We start from the raw sequence: 24,382 nt of genomic DNA on the forward strand, positions 1-24,382 counted from the left end.
CGGTGCGCGCCTCCTGGTTGCCCCCGATCGCGATCGCTGGAAATAGCGATCACGATCGGCTGGAAATGGTGATCACGATGCTCTGGAATGGGTGATCACAATGGCCTGGAATCGGTGATCACGATCGGCTGGAACACGCAAATTCAGGCGAGCACCACAATGAGTAGGCCGAGGCAGGTTCTCCGATTGCTGCTCGATACCACCCATATAAGAGCGGTTGATCTTGGCATCGTATGCCAACAGCTCTAGCGGAATACCGCGGTTGACGCGGATCCGACGCACATTCCAGGCGACTAGCGCACGAGCTTTCACGCGCTAAAGCAGCCATTCTGAGGGCCATCAAACCACTCGATATAGACGTGATTGTGGTGAGGTCGTCCAGAATGTGGATAAGGGGTTTCGCGCTTAAATGGGCGGCACTGCCCATATGTGGCGGATGTCGTGCCAATGAATCGGTGCCGATGGCTTATGACGAGCTGCATCCGATGACGTGCTCGACCTCTTGGTTCGTAAGCCGACGGCGCCGACTGCAAGGAAGTTGCAGAATATGTCAGCTATATTCGCAATCGAGAAAAAGAGTCTCCCATCGGGCTGGACCGCACAGTCAAAACATCGATTAGGCACAAACGCGTGTTGACCCGTCAAAACCGCACGCAATCCCTCGCTCTAGAAGGAAGCGAAGCTGCCGCACGCCGGACGGCAGTTCTGCTGATCGAGCGTAACGCACTGCGATCAGATGCAGTTTGGAGATGGTCGGAGCGGACGATTTGAAAGGAATGACGGGAGTAGCCGCTGCCAGTCGTTGGCTTGGAGAGGATTATTCCTGCAGGCGAAGAGGCTCTGAATAGGTTACCCTCGCTCAGATCGATGCGCCTCAATCCGGTCGATTTTCAGCCTGTGTCGCCCGATCCGAGATCGCAGATTTTGCGGCTAACGCGACCCAGCTCATGCCATACGACGAGCCACATGCCGTCGCCTATTTCTGCCTTGCGAGCGTGTCTTTCAGAAGCCTTCAGAGCATGACCGTCAGTGGTGTTACGTCATGCCACACCTCGTTTGATTATCGTGTCAAATCCGTACTCAGAAGCCGAATGTCGAGTGTGTTGAGGCCGGCCGGACGTACTTTTGCGCAAGCAGCGCCTCTCATCCTATATATCCTTCAGAGCTTTTGAAAAATGGAGGAAGTTGCAGACGTCATGATGCTCTACATTGCTCAGGCGGAAGCCATAAGCGGATATGCGATTTCTGAGAAAGATCGGATCGAAAGCGAACGCCTGGAAACCGTTGGAGCAGTCCAAGCGGACATAGTCATCGGTACGCGCCACACTCAGAACCTCGATGCCACAAAGACCATAGTACTTCAGACGTGCTACGGTTGCCCTCTCGCTGGTTGAAAACAGCGACAAGACGAGATCAAAAGGCGACTGGCAGACCAGTGCAAGAAATTCCAGTGGGGCATCCATCGTACCAAGAAAATTGAATGGCAGTATACAAAGTATCCTTCCCTCGTATCGCTTCATGATCTCATTGATCAGCCGCTTCCTTCTGAAGAATTTGTTTGCATCGCACCGGATAACTGCTCCGTCCCCATGTTCTGACCGTCGTGCGCGAGGTGGGTTTATGTCGATGCCAAGGTAATCAGTGACATCGCTTTTGACGCCGATGAGGCGGTAGGAACTACAACCTACCTCGATGATCAAATGGTATGGGGTCGAGCGCAGGAGATCGAGAAGAAAGAATGTTTCCAAGTCATGGAACTGGCGTACTTCAGGCGTGAAGTACTTCGGACGCATGAGGCGCATGCCTTCATCGGCCAAGTAAATTGCTCGATTGAGTTGCTGGCTTGAGGTGCGGAGGAGGTCATTGGTCGTCTTGTCAACACTGAACATAACGCCTCCGGCACCGGCGCCCGATCCCGGTGGTCAGTTCATCGCTCAGCATATTTGCCGCTGAAGCCAAGTCCTCCACAGTTTGCTCGGGGCAGATCAGATCCACCAAGGTACCCGGCGCAGTCCAACTGTCGGGCAGCTCCGTCACGTCAATAGTCATAAGATTCATCGACACGAAGCCGACGATTGGCACACGAGTACCACATATGAAGACATGCCCCCGATTGCCCAGAATACGCGGAAATCCATCTCCATAACCGATAGAAGCCGTAGCGACACGCATCCGTCTCCTCACTTTGTAGGATTGGTAGTATCCAATCGCGTCTCCAAGCCTCAATTCACGGCATTGAATGATCTGCGTTCGCAGACTGACGACTTGCGACGGCTTGAAGCAGGGGTGATCGGACGTGGAAAAGCCGAAAATCCCTCCACCGGGCCTTACCAGGTCAAAATGAAATTGACGTCCGGCGAATAGTCCCGCCGAGTTCGATAGTGAAAGCATAGCTTTCGGAAACAAATGGGTCAGTTTGCGGAAACGATATAGTTGTTGAAGGCTGACTTCGCTTTTCCACTCTGCGCAAGCAAGCTGACTCATGAATAGTGCTGTGGTCAATTCCGACAGTCCCTGTTCATTCTCGGCGAGTGTCTGCAACTCTTCCATGGAAAAACCCAGCCGAGACAGGCCAGTATCAACATGGATACCCGCCGGCAACGCTCGATTGCGACGTCGGCAATGCCGCAGCCATGCATCCAACTGTTGCCTGCTGTTCAGGATTGGCAACAAATCATGCTGCTCGGCAGCCGGCTCCATACCTGGCATCGCGCCGTGAAGCACGTAGATCTTGGCAGATGATGGTAGCACAGAGCGTATGGCAATGCCTTCCTCGACATCGGCTACGAAGAAATGCGAGCAGCCAAGGTGAGCAAGGAACGGCGCTATGCGTCCCGCGCCGAGACCGTAGGCGTCTGCCTTGACAACTGCGCCGCAACTGCTGCGGGGCGCAAGCGCCTGAAGTTTCCGATAATTGGATCGAATGGCGCTCAGATCAACAGTCATGGTCGATCTGGAGGTCTCGCCATAACCGATGTCTGCAAGATCATGACGGAGGTTTGCTTCGATATTGATCGTATCAGGCATAAGCCTTCACATCATGTCGTGGTGACGACACCGCGATACGGGGAATATAGCGATCGGATTGCCTCTTCCGCACATCCTGGCCCAAAACGAAACCCATTGCCTGCACCACCGCCAATAATTTGCAGACCAGCGACAGTATTGGCTGGGCGGGAGAACGGGACGCCATCGTCGGAGTAGCAATCGCAGAACACACGTGCTGATGCCATCGCGGGCACGTCGCACGAAAACCACTTGGCCAAGATCGCGGTTGCGCGCGTAAGATCATCCGAGCTGACATGCATCTCATCGGTGTCCGCCCTCACATCCCATTCCTGCGAGGTAAAGCTGAACAGCCAGTATCCTTCCTCGATCATGGGAATGAGGAAAGCGTAATCATCGAACAAGCCGATCATTGGACATTTGGGGGTAGGGCGTGCCGCGAGATGAAGCGCGACGACCTTCTTGACGCGCAATCGCGGTGTGTCTGTGAGATGCGCAACCAACGGTGAATCTGGTAGCCATGGACCAATTGCCAGGACGGCCCGTCTCGCCAAATGTTCTCTATTATCCAAGGTTTGAAGAAGAATATTGCTTGATCCCTGCCGTATCCTTTCAATAGATGTCCGTTCGTACAGAGAGACCCCGGCCGCCTTGAGCCTTTGGGCCAGATCCTGAACAATGCGATCTACTGGACTGTAAGAACCCCGATCCAGTTCCACGGCCGTATCGCTGGGAACAAAGAAATGCGGCAGAGAGGAAAGCCTCTGCTTCAGTGCGGAAGAGGTTGATGGGGTCGTGCCGCCCACGCTACTCAGACGCGCGAGCTCTTTGGGGTTACGTGTCAGCCAAAACACATCACAGTCGCGACCGACGGGCCAAAGCCCATGGGGATAGATCCCTTGCCAGAATTTCGAACTATGATTGATGAGCTGTCTTTCCCTCTCGTTACGACAGATGTTGATTTGGATGCCGGGCGCAAACCGACTGGCGCCTGCCCCAACGATATCTCGTTCGAAGATGACGAGTCTGTCCCGCGGGCGATTGCTCGCTGCGATGAAGGCAGCGCTGAGGCCCATGACGCCGGCGCCAATGATCGCGAGGTCGTAAATCTCCTTCGTCATCGAGTTGCCATCCAGGAGATAGACAGGGCGCTTAGAATCTCGTTGGCCAGATTTTCCAAATGATGGGTTCGATCTGGTCGCAGAAACACAAGGTCGCCTGCCTTGATTGGCAACGCGCCATCGTCAGTTATGACCTGGCCGTAGCCGCTCGTGATGCGCCAGATCTCCGTGGCAGGATGGGAATGGGGTGTCGAGGCGGCGAACGGATCCAGCCAGAATTCAATGAGTTCGACCGGACAAGTGGTCTGGGGATCACCTATTCCTTTGACAGTCTGCATCAGTACACCAGGGCTGTAGACCGTGATGTCACCTAAGGTAATCAGCTGCGCATTCTTCATAGGGACTCTCAATCGACATGGGCTGGATCGCGGCACGCTGGCTGCTTGCTCGCCGATGAATGGGAGTCCTCGAAGCCCGAGCTATACCAGTCGACGACGCCCCGTGCAGGCCCGCAATCGTAAGCTGTGCGGCCGACGATAGAATTGAGGACCGTCGAAGCGCGCCAAGGAGTCAAGCTGAGATTTGTATCAGCGATGCCATGTTGAAAGCGCGCGCCATTCTGTACGTACAAATGACAGTTTTCGGGGCCGTCGAAACGAGCTGAATAGTCCTTCTCAACCAGGATCTCTTGAGAGCCACCAGGCGCACTCACAACCGTGAGGCGGTTTGCGATCGGCTCCAGGAACGAGGGGATTTCGGTGCGATAGCCTGTGGCTAAGACGACAATATCAGCGACATGTTCTGAACAAATGCCTGTCATCTGTTGACGCAAGCCCAGGAGAAAGGGAGACACACCGCTCAACTTGTCTGCCGTGGTATCGACGCGTATTTGTACGTGAGTCGGGTAGGAACCTCGATGGAACTCGCGATCGTAAAGTGCGTTGTAGATGGCGCGAAGCGTCGAGCAGTTGACGCCATCGCTCGCCAACGACTGTTGTTCGAGAAGCTGCTTGCGAGTAGAGCCGCCTTGCTCAAAGAACCAGCCACCATATTGCGGAAAGAACCATTCATTGACGAAAGGACTATCCTCGAGCGCAAATATGTTTGCGCGGCGCGTCACCCAAGTCAGGGATCCCAGCGCGCCGCATGCGCCACTCAGGAGATGAAGAAATGTTTCGGCGCCGCTTTGGCCGCCACCTACGACCACAACACGCTTGCTCGAAAGTTCGCGGCGTTGAGCGAGAAGGGTGCTTGCGTGAAACACCTCGTTCGGCGGTGCATCCCTGCCCCAATCAGGAATAGAGGGCACTCTACCCACGCCAATGACGATCGTATGCGTTTGATACTCGCGGCGGCTGGTGATGATATTGAAAGACTTGCCACGCAATTCGACTGCAACAACCTGTTCGCCGAATTGAACGTTGCCCAGCTTTTCCGCTGCCCATCGCAAATAATCGCCAAATTCGCTCCGGCTAACATGCTCCAGCCCACGGACGACTGCTTGATAGAGTCGCCGCTTTTCATGCAAGTAGGCGAGGAAGCTGTATGCGCTCGTCGGGTCAGCCGGTGTGACCAAGTCCTTTAGCGGGCTGGTTTGCATAACGGCGCCTTCTACGAGCAGACCGGGATGCCAGCTAACCGACTCTGACTTTTCGAGGATGTGCAGAGAAATTTCCGGAATTGGAGCCGAGAGCGCTGCCAAGCTAAGATTTGCCGGCCCTGCGCCGATTGCGATGACGCTATAGCTGTCGCTGTGCTTCAGCATCGCATGATCCCTACAACGAGCCACTCAATGCTTCCGGATGGTTGAGAACATGTGAACTGCAAGAAGGACGCCATTAGCTGCGATAAGCATCATCATGCAGATCAGAAGACAATCGAAATTGCTGACTTTCACAACTTGCCCAGCGATGTATGGAAAGCCGAACAGGCCCATGAAGTAGGAGAGCGTGAATACCTGAGAGGAAATGGCAAAAGATGTCTCCTCAACGCCTGCAATGTGGACGATCATACTATTTAGCGTCGAATAGCTGAGGCCGTATCCCAGCGCGAAGGAGGCCGTCCCGAGAATGTAGATGGCCGTACTATCGACATTGAAGAAGAGAATGAATAGCCCTGCAATAGTGCATGCAAGGAGAAGTGCGGCTACGCGTTCAAGGCGAAATCTTCCGATTATCGGCGCAACCGCGAACCGGAAGAAGACGGCTGTCACCGTGAAGACGAAAAAGAATGTATCGGGAGACAGTGCTCGCGATGTGGCGTAGAGCGATTGATACGTGGAAAGGCCGGCGAAAACGCAGGCCCCAATGCCGATCATGATGATCGGATATCGCGCGTTCGACTTGAAGGCTCTTACCACGGCTTTGAACGTCAGTCGTACAGCAGGCATTTTGATCTGAGGAGCTTGCGCCAGTGCCCTCCCAGCAAAGTCCAAAAGCATCGTACCAAGGATACATGCAACGGCAAATAGAGTATAAACTGCAATGTAGGATCCAATGGCCTCCGCAGCGGTTCGGGCGAGGGGGGCAGCGAGCCCGATGCCCAGCATTTGAGATCCTGAAAGTAAGGTGAGATACTTGATACGGGCTTCAGCTTGCACGTGACACATGACCTGAAGCGGCGCCAGGATGTAGAATACAGACCATCCAATGCCGAGAAGAAGCCCGCCCAGGTAGGCGAATAGCGGCAGAATCGATGCGGATGCGAAACATATCATTGCTGCTGCAATCATCGCCGCGGCAAAGGTGATGGTTCGCATCAAGCCTAGTAAATCCGCGATGCGGCCAGCTACAAGGGAACTCAGGATTGTCGCGATCGTACCTGTTGAAATAACGGCCCCGGCGGTCGTGGTGCTTTGTCCAATGGACCGCAGAGCTTCAACGAGGAAGAAGCTCGAGCCATAGGAAGCGGCCAAGCTGGCACTGCCAAGCATGAAGGGGAGTGACACCTCCAAAGAGACTGCAGTGGGCAGTTTGTCCACGAGGGCGGTTTCCGGGGAGGGTGTCATGCTACGACCTTTCCTGGAAGGCTTTGCTCAATTCTACAGTCGCCAACCTGCGCCCCTCGATCTTTGGTACTGGTCCGCTTCGCTGGGAGGAGGGCGTCGAAGCGCATGCGGCAAGGGGATGCCCATCATGACCGAGCCAGTGCCACAAGGCTTCTGTTATTCTGGGCATCAGTGGCCAAGCCAGTATGCTGAACCCCATCAACCATGTATAAGCGGTCTGAAGGTCCGGCGTGGCATCGAGATAATCGACCCATTCGACAACCGACCTCGAAGCTCGCGATACTCGCAAGTTGTCTAGCGAAAGGGCGGCACATTGTTTGCCGTAGAGCCGATCCAACGTGGTCATTATCGTGCCATCGACGGAGCACTCCGTGAGTGCCGGCATCGCGTTTATGCACGCGGTGCAACGATCGATGGCTGCAGATATCTTGTCGAGAAGTGCATTGTAGCGGTCGACCAACTGTCCTGGGACTAAATTGGTCTCTGTGTCTTCGGGGCAAATTTCCGACAGGTACACTCTAAGAACATCGATAGAAAGATTTGGAGTTCGAGCGATTGCACCCGCCCAGATCACGTGCGCCCGACTGGTGGAGAACTTCGATCCGTTCAGCCGAAGGAAGTGGTTAAAGAAGATCCGATCAAATGGGCGAAACGAGTTCTGGCCCAATGCGCATCCGGCAACGCCGACAAGCATCGGAACCGTGTTATCGATGCCGGTAGCGCTAACGAGGAACGCATCGGAATCGCGAGAAAACGGACTTGGCTTCCCGGAGCCCGCCGTATCTTTATCGCCGCAATAGAGAGAATGCGCGTAGAGCAGAGAGGAGTAGCTAAACAATATCTGCCGAGTGTTGAAATGCCGCGAATTCCAAGCCAGCCCGTGCAATCCCGGTACAGTCACCCGGATTTGCTGCCCTTTGCGTGCGATATACCGCTTTCCTATCTCCAGAAAGGTGGATTCGACGGCTGCGTCGTGCCACGTCCGTAGAAGTCGGTCTGTTCCCGAAATCGAAAGATAGGCGGAAATGTTGTCCGTCCATTCTACGATCCGCCCTCGCCTCGATACTGGTTTCAGTGCTTCATCAGGTTCGAAATGATGGCCGCATTGTTCGCAGAAGAAGCTACCGGCAGATGCCCCGCAGACAGGACAAGTTGCACTAAGCCAGCCTCCAATGCAAAATCGCTCTTCTTTTGGTGTGGCAGCAGAACCCGCATCGTCCATTGGCAAGCGCACTGCGCGGAAGTGTAGGGAGCCAGCTGCATATAACGCATCCATCAGGGCGTTGCTGACATCCGCAAAGCGCTGGAGATTGCTGCCATGCGCTGGATCGTCGAAATGATCGAAAACGATCCCAACCGAGGCGAGATCGTCAAGAATCTTGACATGGAAGCCATGTGCCATGTCCGAAGGGTCAATGTTCTCACGAGCCGCTCGGACCAGAACATGGTTCTCGAAACCATCGGTCGTGAGCCCAGAACGGACATGATGCCCTGCCCGCTTCAGGTGCCTCTGTAAAACATCCATTCTGAGAAATGGTCCAGCGGCGTGCCCAAGATGTGCTCTGCCATTGGCTGTCAAGTTGACGGGAGAAATATACACATCAGCAGGATGCGGATTGGCTACATCTATCGGTGAGATAGGTGGGCTTCTGCTCATGTTCATTCATCCCACAGATGACTCCACGAAGACATGATGACGCGTGCCAGCGGCGTGAGAGCCGTCACGCATCATACGTCAGATGCTCGATGCAAATCGTTTCTTCGTAGCAGACGGCGTAACGGCGTAAATGGACCAGCGTTCGCTTTGAGATCAATTACCAGGGTTGGTAGTTGACCGGAGCGTATCTGGTGATGAAGGTGCAGTCGGGGCGGCTTCCTTATGGGGCGGCTTGAGAACTGAAGGCACGCCATCGTCAAGAGTCGGTCTTGCATGGTGCATCTTGCAAAGACTCTCCTCGTTCTGAGTTCGCCGAACGGGCTCGTTCTACCCGCGCAGCGGCTGCTAAGAGCGTTTTGACAGGGAGAGGATATTGCGGTCGCCGACCCGGCATTGCGATGGCTCCTTACGACTGAAGGAATTGTGACATGGAGCTGTATTTGTAGCCAACATGGCTGAGTGTTCCTTCGTCAGAGCCAGGATGGCGTTGCTGATCAGCGGTCTGAGCCAATCGTCCAGCGGCTCCGAGTCCACCTCCACGCACCTGCGGGAAGGCAGGTGTTAACAGGTACAGTCTAGAGCGTTAGCCCATCGGACTGAATCGCTGGGGGATTCACAAATCAGCGTTTTGATGATTCAAGCTTACCGCCGGGAGTGGAGGCCGGCGGGCATGGCGAAACCGCTGTCGATGGATCTTCGCGAACGTGTGCTTGCCTGTATTGGAGGCGGCGTTTCAGGCCGGCAGGCTGCCGAGCGATTTGGGGTAAGCGCGGCGAGCGTGAGCCGCTGGCGCACGCGCGAACGGGAACAGGGGGATGTCCAGCCAAGAGCTCAGGGCGGCGATCGCAAGTCTCATCGGATTGATGCCCATGAGGCGACGATCGTGGCTTTGCTCGAGGCCTCTCCCGATATCACCATCGAGGAATTGCGTGACAGCTTGAGCAAACAAGGCCTGTCTTTCGGATATGGCACGATCCGCCGCTTCTTCGAGCGCTACAAGATCACGCGTAAAAAAAGACCGCCCATGCCACAGAGCAGGATCGCCCGGATGTCTTGACGCAAGCCTGGCGTGAGAGCCAGGACAAGCTCGATCGGGACCGGCTCGTCTTCATTGACGAGACCTGGGCAACATGGCGCGAACACATGGCCGTTGCCAGCGGGGCGAACGCGTGCGGGCCAGCGTTCCTCACGGCCATTGGAAAACGACAACCTGCGTCGCCGCTCTAACCACGCGCGGCATCATCGCACCCTGGGTGCTCGATGGTCCCATCAACCGCGATGCCTTCGAGACCTATGTCGAAAAGGTCCCCGTACCAGAGCTTCCAGCCTTCGCCATCGTCGTCATGGACAACCTCTCCAGCCACAAAGGGCCGCGCGTCCGCGAGATGATCGAGGCTGCCGGCGCAACGCTCCTTTACCTTCCGCCTTACAGTCCCGACTTCAACCCGATCGAGAACGCCTTCGCAAAGCTCAAAGCAAATCTGCGAAACGCCGCCGAACGCACTGTCGGCGGTCTCTGGAATGCCGTCGGGCGCATCATCGACACTTACACGCCCGCGGAATCCTCAAACTACTTCACTGCCGCGGGATACTTGCAACCTGATCGGCTAACGCTCTAGTGCTCGCGCAATAAACAGCACGACGCATCTTTGCTGTTCCTCCTCTCAGGAACAAATGAACTCAATATGCCGCTTGGCAGCCACATGGTGTCGTCGTCCCTTAACCGGCAGGCGCGATACGCTTGGGGAAAGTGCAAATGCGCTTTAATGTATTCGACGTTGTTCGAGCGCTGAGCTGCTTTCTGCCATCGTGGTGTCTCAGTGGTTAGGCGCCTATGCTCAATATGCCGCGACGTGCCTGTTGCTGGCGGGCATCATGGGAGGTTTGATCATCAGCGGCAAGCGCGTCGCTCATTCGATTGATGACAGAATGATAGCGCTTTGGCGCAGAGCCGTCACGCCAACGCTTCGCGCACTCAATATTGCTCCCAGCTCAGCGTCCAATAGACGTGACCTCATCCTGATGGGATTGCGTTCGGAATGGCGCCATTACATTAGGCCAGCGCTTCCAGTCGTTGCCATCGCTTATCTAGGAATCACGGTGGGCAACCGCCTTGTGTTCACAGCCGTGGATCAAGCTGGCCTTTTTTGCAAGCCGACGAAGAACCTCGAATCCATCCCGGATGCAGGTGCGCTGGTCTCATTTGGGACCTCCAACATTTTGCTTTGCTACAGGCTACAAGGTCACTCGTCTTGAGCGATACTATGTCTGGACCCATCCGGACCGGCAGCCCTTGCCAGGCTGTACAAGGATTATGCGACCAGCAAGGACACCCTCGATTCTAGCGAACGGTGCCGTTGAGACGGACGCAAGAGGGTACCCGACCTTTTACCATCAGGGTGACGGCACCCAGCTCTCCTGGACAGAGACTGCTGTTTACATCCTCATATTGCCACTTGGGCGCTGCTATTCCAGTCTTGGTTCCAGCCGGTGACGCGCTATGGGCTGCTCGGCAGCGAAGTGGACTTCCTGGAGCCTGACCCCGGCGGGCGCGCGAAGAACCTGTCTGCGTACGTCAGGCCTAAGGTGACAGACGAGCTGTTCGCTTACGTGAACGATGCAGTCCTCGCCCTCCCGCGTAAGTATCAGTGGCTCTACAAGGACAATGCGGGATGCATCTCATTCTTCATCAAGCCGTCGACGTACCCTTTACGAACGGACGTGGGGACCTGCTGGACTCCGTAAATGCGGGCAGGCCGCCCGTTCGACGGTCGCCTTTAGCCGGCCCACGACGTCCGTAGGATAGGCGTGTCGTAATCTTGGCAGCTCCTGGTAGGTGCGGTTGACGGCGAGCTCATAGCGACAGATGGCGGTTACGCCAGATCTCAGAGCGTCCCAGCCGATCGCCTTTGGCACGCTGCCGATCGCCCGCCAAGCATTGACGTGCATCGCAATCCAGTCAGCCATCGGCGGCGGTTAGAGAGTCTCGGGGGTTTTGTACGCCAAGTGGCGCGCGTGGAGCAACGGACGATCGGCGGAGCTGGTCGGGGTTGCGGTGAGGTGGGCGGCATAGGCCGCGGCGGTGAGGTATTTCAGCGACGAGTGGGGCGCTGGAGATTGTAGTCGGCGACCCAGGCAGCGATCTTGGCGCGGGCGTCATTGAGATTGAAGAACAGGGTCTCGTTGAGCAGCTCATCACGCATCCGGCCCTTGAAACTCTCGATGAAGCCGTTCTGTATCGGCTTTTTCCGGCGCGATAAAGTGCCAATCGATGGCTGCGTCCTTGCACCAGGCGAGCACGGCGTTGCAGGTGAACTCGCTGCCATGGTCGGACACGATCATTCCTGGCTTGCCGCGTAGCTCGACGATTGCCGTCAGTTCGCGGGCTACACGCCGTCCCGAGATCGACGTTACCGGAATGGCGCCCAGGCATTCCTTGGTGACATCGTCGAGGATGTTGAGGATGCGGAAGCGCCGGCCGTTGGCGAACTGGTCGTGGACAAAGTCCAGCGACCAGCGCGCGTTGGGCCTGCCTAGACCAGGATCGGGGCACGGGTCCCCACCGCTTTGCGCCGAGCCCGCCGCTTGCGGACGGTGAGGCCTTCCTCGCGATAAAGCCAGTAGATCCGGTTGATCCCCGATGGCTCGCCCTCCCGCCGCAGCAGGACGAACAGCCGGCGGTAGCCGAAACGCCGCCGCTCGTTGGCGAGATCGCGCAACCGGCCCCGCAGAACTGCGTCCGCAGGGCGGCTGGAGCGATAACGGATCATATTCCGATCCGCGCCCACAATCGAGCAGGCCCGCCGTTCCGACAGGCTCATGACGGCCTGCAGCTGCGCGACCGGAGCGGGTCTCGGCGAAGTCGAGGACTAGCTGTCAGACGTTGCCTATGGAATGGACCCCGAGGACGGCCTCATCTGGATCTTCGGTTTCGGTGACAATGGCATCATGGCGTTCACCGACTACGGCAGCGAGAACCTGGTGGAGCTCATCAGGATACCCAAGGAAGGCCTGAACTCCTCAAGCGGTGAAATCGGTGGGTCCACTGTCCGCCCCCGGTAAGGTTTGCGGCAGTTGCGAATTTGATGTGAGCGGCTTCGGCACAAGTACAAAGCTCGTGGGTGAGGAGTGTTATTTCTTTCTGCTACGTGGGCGTAGGGGCTTTCGACCCTTACGCAACGGCTTGGGAGCCGTCGCCCCTTTGGGTGGCTGAAGAAAGAATTCAGACAAATGAACCCCAAGTGTTTCCGCGATACGGTCGAGAAGATCGATTGTCGGGTTCTCCGATTGCTGCTCGATGCCGCCCATATAGGAGCGGTCGATCCTGGCATCGTATGCCAATCGCTCTTGCGAAACACCGCGATCTACGCGGATCCGGCGCACATTCCAGGCGACAAGCGCACGAGCTTTCATGCGCTAAAGCAGCCATTCCGATGGCCATCAAACCACTGGCTATAACCACACTATTGCGGTACGTTCGCCCAGCATGCAGATGAGCAGAGTCCGCGCGTAATCCGAATGAAGCAGAGGTACTGGATTCAGATCGCGCGCCGAATCAGCCTGTCCTGACAAGCTACGACGAGCTGCGTCCCATTTGGGTCTCTTGATTCGAAAGGCTGGACGACAGTTCTGCTGATGGAGCGGAACGGACTGGGATCAAATGCATTCGGACGATGGTCCGAGCGAACGAATTCAAGGGGAACGACGGCAGTCACCGCTGTTAGGTATTCATTGACTTTGGCAAGAATGCTCCTGCAGGCCGCGACAATCGGCTCTCTACGAAAAGGTTCTGAATACGGCTACCGTCCCTAAAATCGAGGCTTCTCAATCTGTTAGGACTTTCAGGCCGTGCAGTCCGATCCCAAGATCGCAGATTTCGCGCCTAACGCGCCGCAGCTCACGCCTTATGACGAGCAACATGCCGTCACGTATATGCGTCTGCTGGATGCCGAGGCCGATAACGCTGATTGGCGAGAAGTTGCGCGCATTGTGCTTGGTATTGATGCCACCCTGGATCCGGATCGCGCCCGACGTACCTTTGAAAGCCATCTGGCTCGCGCCAAGTGGGCGGCACGTCATGGCTTTCGGCAGCTCCTGCAGCGCGGTTGGCCGAAGAGTGAGGAATAAGTGCGTTCGAAACGGACGTCCCTTCCGGTGATGACCGATCGCAAAATTAGATCGTCATATCGCGCAAACTGCATCAATCGCGAAGACCTGCATTGGGTCAACCAGAAATAGTCACATTCGTCGGGCTGCAATTCCCTGCATGTGTGTTATCAACATACGGGGAAAGTGGTGCGATGCCAGGTGCTGACTGGAGATCAGAGAAGGCCTATCCCGATGCCAACAAAGCAGGGGCCGCGGACATAGCTTGGGAGTGGCTACGCCGCAACGGCGAGTACCAACGAGACTATTTGGCTCTCGCCATGAGCGAACGATCCGACGCGATGCCGGACCATTTCCGGCAGCAGTGGGGACTGTCTTTTCGCAGCTGATCCGCAAAAGACCTTCGACCAACAAGCCATTTTCTGGGCGCCCGAGGTGCTCGCGACCGTGCTGCCCTTGCGCGCGGCTGTCCGCTCGGCAGCGTCGTACGATCTGGATTTCAGAAAATTGGCGGGTAGCGAGCTTCGCCATGCGCCGGATGGATGGCATGCCATCGTGGCGCTCGGAGGAGCAAAGCATCGCCTGTGGCTAACAGAACTTCCACCGAGCGGCTCATCGCTTGCCGTCGACCTGCCGTTCGACGGCAGTTTCGAGGTTCGTTTGCTGGCAGCACATCGTTTTTGGCTGGCGCTCGAACGGCGCCCCATCGGACCACCGCCTCTGACGCTGCCAATCTTGACCCGCCGTCGGCTCATCCTCGCCTTGCGTGCGGTCGATGGGTCGTTGGAGGGACACAGCTATCGCGAAATCGCGCAAGGCTTGTTCGGCAAGCATCGCATTCCCGATCGCGGCTGGAAAACGCACGATCTGCGCAGCCGGACCATTCGCCTGGTCAAGACCGGGCTGCTTCTGGTGCGAGGCGGCTATCGCGCCTTGCTCCGTCGCAGGCGTAAAGGCGAGGGCGACCGGTCCTGAGCTTTGGCTGATCGGCTAGCCCGTATCTTACAAGACCATCGCAGTCGGCCGGTTTGAACGCGTTTTGACAGGGCGCGGGTAACGTTCACTTGCAGGCTGGCCGCGGTGCTCGCAAAATGACGAGCTCGCCGGCAATCGGAACAGTCAGCATGTGGAAATGGACACGCTAAGATTCCAAAGATTGATCAAACGTCTGCCATCACGCAAATACGCGATTAGGCGGCTTCCGGAATCGCGGCCTTCTTACAGAGCCGCGCGACCCATCGGCAAAAGGCGCGAGCGACTTCGAGATTGTCACTTCGGTCCACCGCATAGGCCCGATATTGCATGCCGCTTGAAGTACGCGATCCCGGTATGACATGGAGCGCCCCTGTACGCACGAGATCGCTGACAATGATTTCCGGCGCCACCAGCAGGCATTTCCCGGTTATGACAGCCGGCAAAGCAAGATAATTATGATCGTATCGCGCCCCCGACTTGATGTCCTTCGCGGTCAGGTTCATAGCTCTGAGCCAGGTGGGCAGTATGTCGGGCCGCGATGTGATATTCAGAATCGGCATTGAGCGGGCAGTGGAGAGCGTTTTTCCCATGACGTGATTTGGAGCGCCTACGCATACGAGCATCTCATTGTAGATCGCCCAATCGTCGGCCGGTTCAGCGACACAAAGATCGCGAGTAAGCAGGATGTCGAAATTGTCCGAGGATCTCGGTGGAGACAATGAGCTGATCACGTCGACGACAACGCCGCCCATCTCGGCAGAGAACGCCTGGAGATTGGGTATCAGGAAGGAGTAGGCGAAGGTGGAAAGAGAGGTGTGGACTACGATACGATTGGCGTCCGTTCGGTTCCTGCGCCGCATTCTCTTCGCGGTGAAACACACTGTATCAAGCGGTTCGGCCACGGCGTTCGCAAAGAGCCTTCCAAATTCTGTCAATTCGCTGCGTCGACCCCGCCGTTGAACGAGATCCGTGCCAAAGTAGTCTTGCAACACAGCCAAATAGCGGCTGACCGAGCTCTGTGTCGTTCCCAATGTGCTCGCCGCACGCGTGACGCTCCCCTCGCGCGCAATGGTCACAAAGACCCGGATAGCATTGAGGGGCACTTCATTGTGTTCGGCAGCCATTTTCTGCTCCGGTAGCTTCTGGGCTCTCGCTGATTGTCACGGCGGGCCATTGCCAGAAGCTCCATCACATTATTCGATGTCTATAGCCGGATTGCCGCTTATAAGTGATATCTCGCGCACAAAATCTGCCTTCTCGATGTATCGTGCGATCTGGCTCGGCGACTTCGATTGCTGTCGACGGCTTTCTAAGAGGTGATCTCCAGGTGCCGGCAAGGGGGATGACTGCTGATATCGCGATCGACATCGAGGGCCGTCGAGATGACAGGCCCGAGACTTCTTAGGTGCGTTCAGGATTGCGTGCGAATCAGAGCTCGCTGCTGAGTGCCGTCTCAAAATCTCGCTGGCAGGTATCGGTTCAGCGTTCAGCGAAGGATGCGAGCTTCAGCCGCCTTGACATCTTCCATATTCTGGATTCTGAAGATCTCATCCACCGGAAGAATATCCTTGTGGACATTCTGGACGCCACCGTCGGCGATGATCCGGCGGAAGGTTTCCTGCATGGCGGTTGCAGCAGCACGAATGCCGTAATTGCCATAAATTATCATGCGGATGTTGCCAAGCATTTTGACCCGTTTGGCGTCGAGATCAGGGTAGGCGTTCGACACGATCACCAGCGGCACCGTTCTGGTCCAGGCGCGCGCAAAGCTTTCGATCTCGCAAGGAGTCTTGCTTTTCGAATGGATCAGGATCATGTCCGCGCCAGCTTCCATATAAGCATGTGCCCGATGCAGGGGCCTCCACTTCGCCGAGGCTGGCGATCAAGGCTTCCGTGCGGGCGATGACGAGGAAATCCGGATCTGATCTTGCCGAGATGGCAGCCTCGATCTTCCCCTGGAATTCCTCAATGCGCAACAGGTCCTGGCGGCCCTCGGCAGCAAGGCTCGTTACTTTTGGAAAAGTCTTGTCCTCGATGACAACGGCACTGGCGCCGGCCCGCTCATATTCCGTGATAGCGTGAATGACGTTAATCGCATTGCCATAACCTGTATCAATGTCCGCGACGATGGGAAGCCTCGTGCGTCCGGCGATCGCCCGCAGCATGTCGAGATGCTGTGTCATTGAGATCAGGCTCATATCCGGCAGCCCATAAAGCGCAGACAGCTCGAAGCCGGACGCCCACACTCCGTCGAATCCGGCTTCTTCAGCGAGCATCGCTGAGAATGGGCTGTGGGCGGCCATGACGTGGACAAGGCCAGTCTCGGCCATGCGGGCACGAAGGCGTTTGGCAGAGGACATCGGAAAATCCTTCAGGACAGACTGGCGCAGGCGGCGATGATCCGGTCGCAGGCGCGCGTGAGGTCCTCGAGCGAGGAAGCATAGGAGATGCGGATATAGGGCGAAGCCATGAAGCCGCTGCCAGGCACGACAGCCACGTCAAAAGCGTCGGACAGATACATGGCAAAATCACTGTCGGTCTCGATCATCTTGCCGTCGGGCGTGCGCTTGCCAATGACCCCCGCGCAGGAGGGGAAAACATAAAAGGCACCGTCCGGCACACGGCAAGCAAGCCCCTTGGCCCCTTCAGCTTGGCGATGACAAGATCGCGTCGCTGCATAAACGCGCGCGCGAACTCTGTGACATGATCCCGTCTGCCTGACAGCGCCTCCAGCGCGGTCGAGAAACCGAGCTGGTGTGCGAAGAGGTCTGGCCCTGGATGAGGTTCATGGCCTTGATCAGCGCGAGAGGCCCGGCACCGTAGCCGACGCGCCAGCCGGTCATCGCGTCTGCCTTGGACCCGTTGACCGTTAAGGTACGCTCGCACAGGTCCGGCGCGACTGCGGCCATCGTTGCAAAGTCGGGGTCATAGGTGAGCTTTTGATAGATGTCGTCGGATAGCACATGCACATGGCCATGCCGGCGCAATACCGCGGCGAGCGCGAGCAAATCATTTCGACTGTAGACCGCACCGGTCGGATTGCATGGCGAATTCAACATCAACCATTTCGTGCGCGGCGTGATCACCTGGTCTAGTGCCTCGGGGCGCAGCTTGAAGCCATCGCGTTCACTGCAGGCGACGAGCACCGGCTTGCCGCCGGCCAGGGCCCCCATGTCGGGGTAGGAGACGCAGCATGGCGTCGGGATCACAACCTCGTCGCCAGCGTCGAGGCTGGCAAATAGTGCGTTGAACACAACCTGCATGGCGCCGCAGCCCACCGTGATCTGGTCGATACCGTAGTTGAGGCCATGATCGCGACGGAGGCTCTCGCCAATTGCTGCCCGCAATTGCTTGATTCCGGCGACCGCCGTGTACTTCGTCTGCCCGGCACGAATGGCCCGGATGCCAGCTTCACAGATGACGGACGGCGTATCGAATCCGGCTCGCCTTGGCTAAGCGTGATCACATCGGTTCCCTGATCTCGCAGCTCGGCGGCGCGAGCCGTCATGACCTTGGTTTGAGAGGGACTGACGATCTTGAGCTGTTCTGAAACGAGAGACAAGACACAATACCCTACGCGTTCGAATGAGCGATTGGGGATCTATCCGAACTCGAACGGCCAGACGAGCCAGGTGATCGCGGCTTTGGATATAATCATCGAAGATTACGATAATTGTATCGCTTCTTCGTGCGGCTCTGTTAGCGCTCGCATGAGTCGTTTGCGTCTCAGCTCCTCCTCATCATCGGCCTGCCGATCATCGGATAATTGCAAGCACACATCGACTTATTCGATGTGTGTCATTCTGGCGTAGCAGTTCAGGCTTTTAAGCTCGCGCACAATCGCGAAATTGGAGCAACGCAAGCGCTCGATTTCGGGAATCGAGAGTCTGTGCCGGTCGAACAAATCGCGGGCTGGCATTCGCATCAATGAACGTGGAAGCGGAGGCGGTGATGACCCGTATCGATCTGACGCGACGGCAAGCCATCGCAGGTAGCCTTGCCGCAAGCGTGCTAGCCAGCACAGGCGCCGTCGCTGTGGAGAGTGAGCCTAAGACATTGGCGCGTCGCCGCCTCAAAGTCGGCATGTCCGGATTTCCGCGATCGTTCGACCCGGTTATCGCGACAGATACTGCCATTCGTCGGGTCGTGCCGCAGCTTTTTGATACGCTGATCAGAGTAGACCATGCTCACGACATGACGCTACGGCCGGGGTTGGCCGAGCGTTGGGAGCGGATCAACGCGCAGTCGTTGCGGCTGTTCTTGCGCAAGGAAGTCGTTTTCCACGATGGGGCGCCTTTGACGGCTGAAGATGTTGCCTTTAGCCTTGGTCCTGACCATCTGCTGGGACCTGGACGCAGCGGCATGTCCGAGGCGCTTCAGTCGCTTGATCGGCTCGAGAAGGTCGAAATCCTCGATCCTTACACCGTCATTGTGCATGCAAAGGGTAGCGACGCCCTCCTCGAGCAGCGTCTGGCTGCTTGGGGATCTGAGATCGTGAGCCAGCGCGCCTTTTTGGCGGCGGGCTCGTGGGAGCGCTGGACCACTGCCCCTGTCGGAAGCGGTCCCTATAAGCTCGTCGATCACAAGCTTGATATTCGTGTCTCATTGAGCGCCCACGATGCGTATTGGGGCGGGCGGCCGCCATTCGATGGCATCGAATACCGTATCATTCCCGAGCTTTCCGCGCGCGTGAACGGCCTGCTCGCCAGCGAGCTCGACATTGCCACTGACATTCCGCCCGACCAGTTCGCGGGCATCCAGAAGCGTGCTGATCTCGAGATCGTGGGTGGTGCCGTGCAGAATATCCGCTCGCTCGCCCTCGATCAGACTGATCCCATTCTGAAGGACGCGCGTGTTCGCCGTGCGATGAGCCTTGCGCTCGATCGCAAGCTGATCGTGCAAAGCTTGTGGGAGAACCGGGTCCCGATTCCGAACGGCTACCAGCTGCCGAGCTACGGGGAAGGCTACATCCACGAATTCCCCTCGCTTGCCTACGATCCCGGCAAGGCCAAGGAGTTGCTGGCTGATGCGGGTTACAAGGGAGAGCAGATCACCTATCGTCTGCTCAACAATTACTACCCCAATCAGGTCTCTGGCGCGCAAACGATGATCGAGATGTGGCGGGCGGTTGGCCTGAACGTCAAAATTCAGATGATGGAAAACTTCGCGCAAGTTCAGCGCCAGCCGGTGCGTGCCATCTTCGATACGTCGAATACGGCGCTGTTCCTTGATCATCTCGGCCATCCCTGGCGTGAATTCGGACCCAGCGGCACTCTGCCAAGGTCGATCGGAGTCTGGAGGAACGAGGAATATTTTGCGCTCGGCGCCAAGCTCCTGGACACCGTGCAGAGCGAACAGCGCCGGCCGATCATCCGTCGCATGCTCGAGATCATCAACGAGGTCGATCCCCCTTGCGTGATCCTGCACGTCTCAGGCCAGTTCTATGGCAAGCGCCGCGATGTCCCATGGCTGCCGGGACTGACGCTCGACCTCAATTTCGGCCCATTCAACAGAGCTCTGATCCGGACCTGATCGCGATGACGCATACCTTGAATCGGCTTAAAGCGGATGCGGCCTATATGATGGACGAGCAGGGGCCTCGCATGGAGGCGCTTCTTCATATCGCAGGTTTACGTGTCGCGTTCGACGGTGTGCCGACGCTGCGCGGAATCAATCTCACGCTCGCGCGCGGCGAGTCGCTGGGCATGGTCGGTGAAAGCGGTTGCGGCAAATCGGTGACATGGCTTGCTGCGCTCGGACTGTTGACGCAGCGCGCCAAAGTAACGGGCAGCGTACGCCTGGCCGGAGAGGAGTTGCTCCATGCACCAGCCTCTCGCCTGGACAAGATGCGGGGTAGGCAGATCGCCATGATTTTCCAGGAACCGGCGAGCGCGCTTAATCCTGTGCACAGGGTGGGCGATCAGATCATAGAAGCCTTGCGGCTCCATCGTGGTATGGATCACCGCACGGCCCAGGCCGAAGCGCGACGTCTGCTCGACCAGGTCGGCATACCCGATGCAGCGCGCCGGCTTGGCGCCTATCCGCACGAATTCTCCGGCGGGCAGAACCAGCGCGTCATGATCGCCATGGCGCTTGCAGGACAGCCCGACATCTTGATCGCTGATGAGCCTACCACCGCCCTGGATGTCACTATTCAAGCGCAAATCCTTGAGCTTCTGCGGCAAATCCAGCGCGAGACGGGCATGGCGCTGGTCTTGATCTCGCACGATCTTGGTGTCGTCAGCGAGATCTGTGAACGTGTCATGGTGCTTTACGGGGGGCACATCGTCGAAGAATTGCCCGCCGACCGTCTCTTGAACCAACCTGCTCACCCATATACGAAAGGTCTTCTTGCGGCTCTTCCAAGCCTGGATGGGCCGCGGCAACGCCTCTTCGCCATTCCCGGTGTCGTGCCAAACGCAGCCGCGTTTCCGCCAGGCTGTCCTTTCGCCCCTCGATGCGATCGGCGGATCGGACGCGGTCGTGAATGGGCGATTGAGCTCGCCTCGCTGGATGGCGACATCAGACACAGGGCTGCCTGCTTGCATGTCACGAGCGAACGGCCCGCGGGCGAGGTCGTGGCTGCATGACCGGGGCTGCTCCGCCGATCCTCCAAGCAGACGGGCTTGTCCGAGCTTATCGATTGCCACGGGGCCTTTTCCAACGTCCAGCGATGGTCCAGGCGGTCAATGGGCTCTCCCTGCAGCTGGCTCCCGGCGAAACCCTCGGACTGGTTGGCGAATCCGGCTGCGGCAAGTCGACTGCGGCCCGGCTCCTGATCGGCCTGGACCGGCCGAATGCCGGCAAGGTGACCTTCGACGGAGAAGCTTTGCCTGCTATCGGCGATAGTCGATGGCGCCGGCTCAGGATGCGAATCCAAATGGTGTTTCAGGATCCGCTGGCTGCACTCGATCCCCGCCTGACGATCGGCGCGCAAATAGCCGAGCCGCTCGAAATTCATCGGCTTGGCAGCAAGTCTGAACGAGAGGGGCGGGTCAATGCGTTTCTTACCGATGTGGGGCTCAGGACCGACCACCTCGGGCGCTTTCCGCACGAGCTTTCAGGCGGCCAGCGCCAGCGTGCCGTCCTAGCTCGTGCGCTGGCCACCGATCCGGATCTCCTTGTCTGCGACGAGCCAGTATCGGCACTCGACGTCTCGATCCAGGCGCAAGTGATGAATCTTCTGCGGGACCTGCAGGAGCGGCGGCGCATGGCGATGATCTTCATCAGCCATGATTTGCGAGTGGTCCGGCTGATCAGCAATCGGATAGCTGTGATGTATCTCGGCAGCATCGTCGAGGAAGGATCGTCTGAGGCGGTTCTTCTGGATCCTTTGCATCCTTATTCGCGGGCGCTCGTTTCCGCGGTGCCGAGGCCAGGACGACATCGCTCTCGCACCATCCTTCAAGGAGATCCGCCCAATCCGGCTGCGCGATCGGGCGGCTGTGCATTTCATCCTCGCTGCCCGGTCGCTCTTCCGCTTTGCGCGCGGCTCGCTCCAGAGCTCAGATACGCTCCTGACAGGCGGCGCGTCGCCTGCCATCTGATCGGCGATCATGGTGCCGAACTCGACAAGGAGACATGATGGCTCGTTTTGTTCTGGTCCGCTTGGCGCGCGCGTTCCTGACCATCGCAATTGTGGTTACATTCGCATTCGTGGTGCTGCGCGCCTCTGGCGATCCCGCCCTGGCGTTGTTGTCGCCGGAAACGCCGGCAGAAGCGGTCGAGGCCTTCCGAAAGGCCTGGGGGCTCGATGCACCACTCTGGGTTCAATACGTCAGATACCTCTTTGCCATCGTGCATGGAGATCTTGGCCAATCGATGCGTGACGGACGTGCCGCGATCACCATCGTTGCCGAGCGCATTCCCATCACGCTGATGCTGACCGCGCCGGCGCTGATCCTCAACCTGATGATCGGCATTCCGGCCGGCGTCTACGCGGCCCTCAAGCGGGATAGTCTGGCGGATCGCTTGGTGATGATGGTCGCCGTCATCGGCTTCACCGTGCCATCTTTCGTGCTTGGCCTCCTGTTCATACTCGCTTTCGCAGTCGAGCTCCCCTGGTTCCCCTCGGGCGGCGCCGGCACTTGGCACCATGTGGTGCTGCCGGTCATCACGCTCGGTCTGAGCGGCGCGGCCGTTCTCGCCCGCTTCAGCCGCAGCGCCATGCTCGAGGTGCTTGGACAGCCCTATATTCGTGCGGCCAGCGCCAAGGGCGTGCCTTGGGCCAGGGTCGTGACCGGTCACGCTCTGCCCAACGCCGCGATAGCGGTGCTGACCATCGTCGGCTTCATGGTCGGCAATCTCATCGCGGGAACGGTGCTGGTTGAAAGCGTGTATTCGTGGCCAGGCATTGGCAGTCTGCTGGTCGTGTCAGTCGCCAGTCGCGATTTGGCTGTCGTCCAGTGCATCCTGCTCGTCGTGGCCGCCGCCATGATCACCACCAATCTTACGATCGATCTGCTCTATGGCGTGCTCGATCCACGTTTGCGCCAGTTGCACTCTGGGAGGCGATAATTGAGCATTTTCGCAGACCAGGTTCTGCCGTCTTCAAAGATGCGAAAGGTGTGGTGGTGGCGCGACCGCGCGATCGGAATAGCAGTCGCCTGGCTGGTTTTCATGCTTCTTGTCGCGATATTTGCAGATCACCTCGCTCCTTATGACTATGCAGCCCTCGACCTTCATCATCGCCTCGCTGCACCTCTTGGCCTTGGCGGAACCATCGCGCATCCCTTCGGCTCAGATGAGCTCGGTCGGGACGTACTGGCACGCCTGGTCATATCCATTCGCATCAGCCTCCTTATTGCTTTCGGGGCGACGTTGATCGGCGCCATCCTTGGCATCACGCTCGGCTTTTTGGCCGCTCACTTCCGCGGCTGGGTAGAGCAGATCATCCTCGGCTGTGTCGATTTTCAGGCAAGCATGCCGTTTCTCGTTTTGGCGCTCGCGGTGCTTGCTTTCTTCGGCAACTCTCTGCTCCTGTTCGTTGGGCTCATCGGTCTCCACGGATGGGAACGCTACGCCCGCGTCACCCGCGCGCTTGCGATGAGTGCCAACGAGCAAGCCTATGTGATCGCCGTACGGCAGCTTGGCGCAAGTCCATGGCGTCTCTACCTGCGCCACATCATGCCGAACATCGCTTCGACGTTGATCGTCACCATGACACTTGCCTTTCCAGACATCATTCTGCTCGAGAGCGGCCTTAGCTTTCTTGGACTCGGAGTGCAGCCGCCGCTGACTTCCCTTGGCAATATGGTCAGCTACGGTCGTGACTATCTGACCCGTGCTCCCTGGATCCTTGTTCTGCCTTCGCTGGTCATCTCGCTTACGACCTTGTCGATTTCGCTGGTCGGCGACTGGCTGCGCGACCGGATCGACAAAACATTGTCGTGAGACTTTGAAAAGCGAGATCGAAGATATCTCATTGCTCGCAGGGGAGACGATCGTACTCTTTCGGCACCATAGCAGACAAGTTCATGCCTTCGTCGGACCTTTCACGTCTCAAGGTGATCTGTTCTTGCAATGGCAAGGCAAGAGAAGCGCCGGGCGCCGGGTTCGGCTTGGAGTTTC

The 24,382-nt window shown here is 57.6% G+C and carries 19 protein-coding genes and 4 pseudogenes; 9 read left to right on the forward strand and 14 right to left on the reverse strand.

Features of this window, described 5'->3' with window-relative positions:
* Nucleotides 1-177 precede the first annotated feature (177 nt).
* From IVA78_RS34485 to IVA78_RS00040, 8 genes and pseudogenes are all read right to left on the reverse strand, one after another.
* Nucleotides 178-312: pseudogene (locus IVA78_RS34485) on the reverse strand (transcriptional regulator); the annotation flags it as partial.
* Between the two features lie 836 nt (nucleotides 313-1,148).
* Nucleotides 1,149-1,889: a hypothetical protein gene (locus IVA78_RS00010; protein ID WP_247463534.1), complete on the reverse strand. Its 741-nt coding sequence runs from the start codon at nucleotides 1,887-1,889 to the stop codon at nucleotides 1,149-1,151.
* Nucleotides 1,876-3,027 (reverse strand): alanine racemase, encoded by a 1,152-nt coding sequence (gene alr, locus IVA78_RS00015; RefSeq protein ID WP_247463537.1) that lies wholly within the window; start codon nucleotides 3,025-3,027, stop codon nucleotides 1,876-1,878. The genes IVA78_RS00010 and alr overlap by 14 nt, the downstream gene beginning before the upstream one ends.
* 11 nt (nucleotides 3,028-3,038) lie before the next feature.
* Nucleotides 3,039-4,127, reverse strand: a complete 1,089-nt coding sequence (locus tag IVA78_RS00020) for an FAD-dependent oxidoreductase (protein WP_247463540.1) — start codon at nucleotides 4,125-4,127, stop codon at nucleotides 3,039-3,041.
* Complete coding sequence (locus tag IVA78_RS00025) at nucleotides 4,124-4,465, reverse strand: cupin domain-containing protein (protein WP_247463542.1); 342 nt, start codon at nucleotides 4,463-4,465, stop codon at nucleotides 4,124-4,126. The genes IVA78_RS00020 and IVA78_RS00025 overlap by 4 nt, the downstream gene beginning before the upstream one ends.
* Before the next feature lie 8 nt (nucleotides 4,466-4,473).
* A complete protein-coding gene (locus IVA78_RS00030) occupies nucleotides 4,474-5,832 on the reverse strand; it encodes a SidA/IucD/PvdA family monooxygenase (RefSeq protein WP_247463544.1) in 1,359 nt (452 codons plus the stop codon).
* Between the two features lie 24 nt (nucleotides 5,833-5,856).
* Nucleotides 5,857-7,074 carry an MFS transporter gene (locus IVA78_RS00035; protein WP_247463547.1) on the reverse strand — a complete coding sequence of 406 codons (1,218 nt, stop codon included), beginning with the start codon at nucleotides 7,072-7,074 and terminating at the stop codon, nucleotides 5,857-5,859.
* Nucleotide 7,075: 1 nt separating this feature from the next.
* The gene (locus IVA78_RS00040) at nucleotides 7,076-8,731 is read right to left on the reverse strand and encodes a class I tRNA ligase family protein (protein WP_247463550.1); all 1,656 of its coding nucleotides are present in this window, start codon (nucleotides 8,729-8,731) and stop codon (nucleotides 7,076-7,078) included.
* A gap of 670 nt (nucleotides 8,732-9,401) precedes the next feature.
* Here IVA78_RS00040 and IVA78_RS00045 point away from each other — a divergent pair.
* Nucleotides 9,402-10,350, forward strand: a pseudogene (locus tag IVA78_RS00045) (IS630 family transposase).
* Nucleotides 10,351-11,690: 1,340 nt separating this feature from the next.
* Here IVA78_RS00045 and IVA78_RS00050 read toward each other — a convergent pair.
* A pseudogene (locus IVA78_RS00050) lies at nucleotides 11,691-12,573 on the reverse strand (IS3 family transposase); the annotation flags it as partial.
* A gap of 52 nt (nucleotides 12,574-12,625) precedes the next feature.
* Between IVA78_RS00050 and IVA78_RS00055 the strand changes: the two are divergent.
* The gene (locus IVA78_RS00055; RefSeq protein WP_247463553.1) at nucleotides 12,626-12,793 is read left to right on the forward strand and encodes a hypothetical protein; all 168 of its coding nucleotides are present in this window, start codon (nucleotides 12,626-12,628) and stop codon (nucleotides 12,791-12,793) included.
* 69 nt (nucleotides 12,794-12,862) lie between these two features.
* Here IVA78_RS00055 and IVA78_RS00060 read toward each other — a convergent pair whose 3' ends face one another.
* Nucleotides 12,863-13,144, reverse strand: coding sequence for a helix-turn-helix transcriptional regulator (locus tag IVA78_RS00060; protein WP_247463556.1), 282 nt, complete (start codon nucleotides 13,142-13,144; stop codon nucleotides 12,863-12,865).
* A gap of 435 nt (nucleotides 13,145-13,579) precedes the next feature.
* Here IVA78_RS00060 and IVA78_RS00065 point away from each other — a divergent pair, with 435 nt between their 5' ends.
* Together IVA78_RS00065 and IVA78_RS00070 are read left to right on the forward strand one after the other, a co-directional pair.
* A complete protein-coding gene (locus tag IVA78_RS00065; protein WP_247463559.1) occupies nucleotides 13,580-13,858 on the forward strand; it encodes a DUF2285 domain-containing protein in 279 nt (92 codons plus the stop codon).
* A gap of 414 nt (nucleotides 13,859-14,272) precedes the next feature.
* Nucleotides 14,273-14,812, forward strand: a complete 540-nt coding sequence (locus IVA78_RS00070) for a DUF2285 domain-containing protein (RefSeq protein WP_247463561.1) — start codon at nucleotides 14,273-14,275, stop codon at nucleotides 14,810-14,812.
* A 215-nt stretch (nucleotides 14,813-15,027) separates the two neighbouring features.
* Here IVA78_RS00070 and IVA78_RS00075 read toward each other — a convergent pair whose 3' ends face one another.
* The 4 genes and pseudogenes from IVA78_RS00075 to IVA78_RS00085 all read right to left on the reverse strand — a co-directional run bounded on the left by IVA78_RS00075 (nucleotide 15,028) and on the right by IVA78_RS00085 (nucleotide 18,320).
* Nucleotides 15,028-15,936, reverse strand: coding sequence for a LysR family transcriptional regulator (locus IVA78_RS00075; protein ID WP_247293801.1), 909 nt, complete (start codon nucleotides 15,934-15,936; stop codon nucleotides 15,028-15,030).
* A gap of 362 nt (nucleotides 15,937-16,298) precedes the next feature.
* Nucleotides 16,299-16,628, reverse strand: coding sequence for an isocitrate lyase/phosphoenolpyruvate mutase family protein (locus IVA78_RS34230; protein ID WP_253075272.1), 330 nt, complete (start codon nucleotides 16,626-16,628; stop codon nucleotides 16,299-16,301).
* The gene (locus IVA78_RS34235; protein WP_253075273.1) at nucleotides 16,522-17,172 is read right to left on the reverse strand and encodes an isocitrate lyase/phosphoenolpyruvate mutase family protein; all 651 of its coding nucleotides are present in this window, start codon (nucleotides 17,170-17,172) and stop codon (nucleotides 16,522-16,524) included. Before IVA78_RS34235 ends, IVA78_RS34230 begins: the two co-directional genes overlap by 107 nt.
* An 11-nt stretch (nucleotides 17,173-17,183) precedes the next feature.
* A pseudogene (locus IVA78_RS00085) lies at nucleotides 17,184-18,320 on the reverse strand (pyridoxal phosphate-dependent aminotransferase).
* A 443-nt stretch (nucleotides 18,321-18,763) separates the two neighbouring features.
* Here IVA78_RS00085 and IVA78_RS00090 point away from each other — a divergent pair.
* The 5 genes from IVA78_RS00090 (at nucleotide 18,764) to IVA78_RS00110 (ending at nucleotide 24,205) form a co-directional block, all read left to right on the forward strand.
* On the forward strand, nucleotides 18,764-20,344 hold the full coding sequence (locus tag IVA78_RS00090) for an ABC transporter substrate-binding protein (RefSeq protein WP_247463563.1): 1,581 nt from the start codon (nucleotides 18,764-18,766) through the stop codon (nucleotides 20,342-20,344).
* 71 nt (nucleotides 20,345-20,415) lie between these two features.
* Nucleotides 20,416-21,402 (forward strand): ABC transporter ATP-binding protein, encoded by a 987-nt coding sequence (locus IVA78_RS00095; RefSeq protein ID WP_247463635.1) that lies wholly within the window; start codon nucleotides 20,416-20,418, stop codon nucleotides 21,400-21,402.
* Complete coding sequence (locus IVA78_RS00100) at nucleotides 21,399-22,397, forward strand: oligopeptide/dipeptide ABC transporter ATP-binding protein (RefSeq protein WP_247463566.1); 999 nt, start codon at nucleotides 21,399-21,401, stop codon at nucleotides 22,395-22,397. The genes IVA78_RS00095 and IVA78_RS00100 overlap by 4 nt, the downstream gene beginning before the upstream one ends.
* A complete protein-coding gene (locus tag IVA78_RS00105; protein WP_247463568.1) occupies nucleotides 22,397-23,329 on the forward strand; it encodes an ABC transporter permease in 933 nt (310 codons plus the stop codon). Before IVA78_RS00100 ends, IVA78_RS00105 begins: the two co-directional genes overlap by 1 nt.
* Nucleotides 23,330-23,368: 39 nt before the next feature.
* A complete protein-coding gene (locus IVA78_RS00110; RefSeq protein ID WP_247463638.1) occupies nucleotides 23,369-24,205 on the forward strand; it encodes an ABC transporter permease in 837 nt (278 codons plus the stop codon).
* Nucleotides 24,206-24,382 lie beyond the last annotated feature (177 nt).

This window comes from Bradyrhizobium sp. 137 (assembly GCF_023074095.1).
Taxonomy (GTDB): domain Bacteria; phylum Pseudomonadota; class Alphaproteobacteria; order Rhizobiales; family Xanthobacteraceae; genus Bradyrhizobium.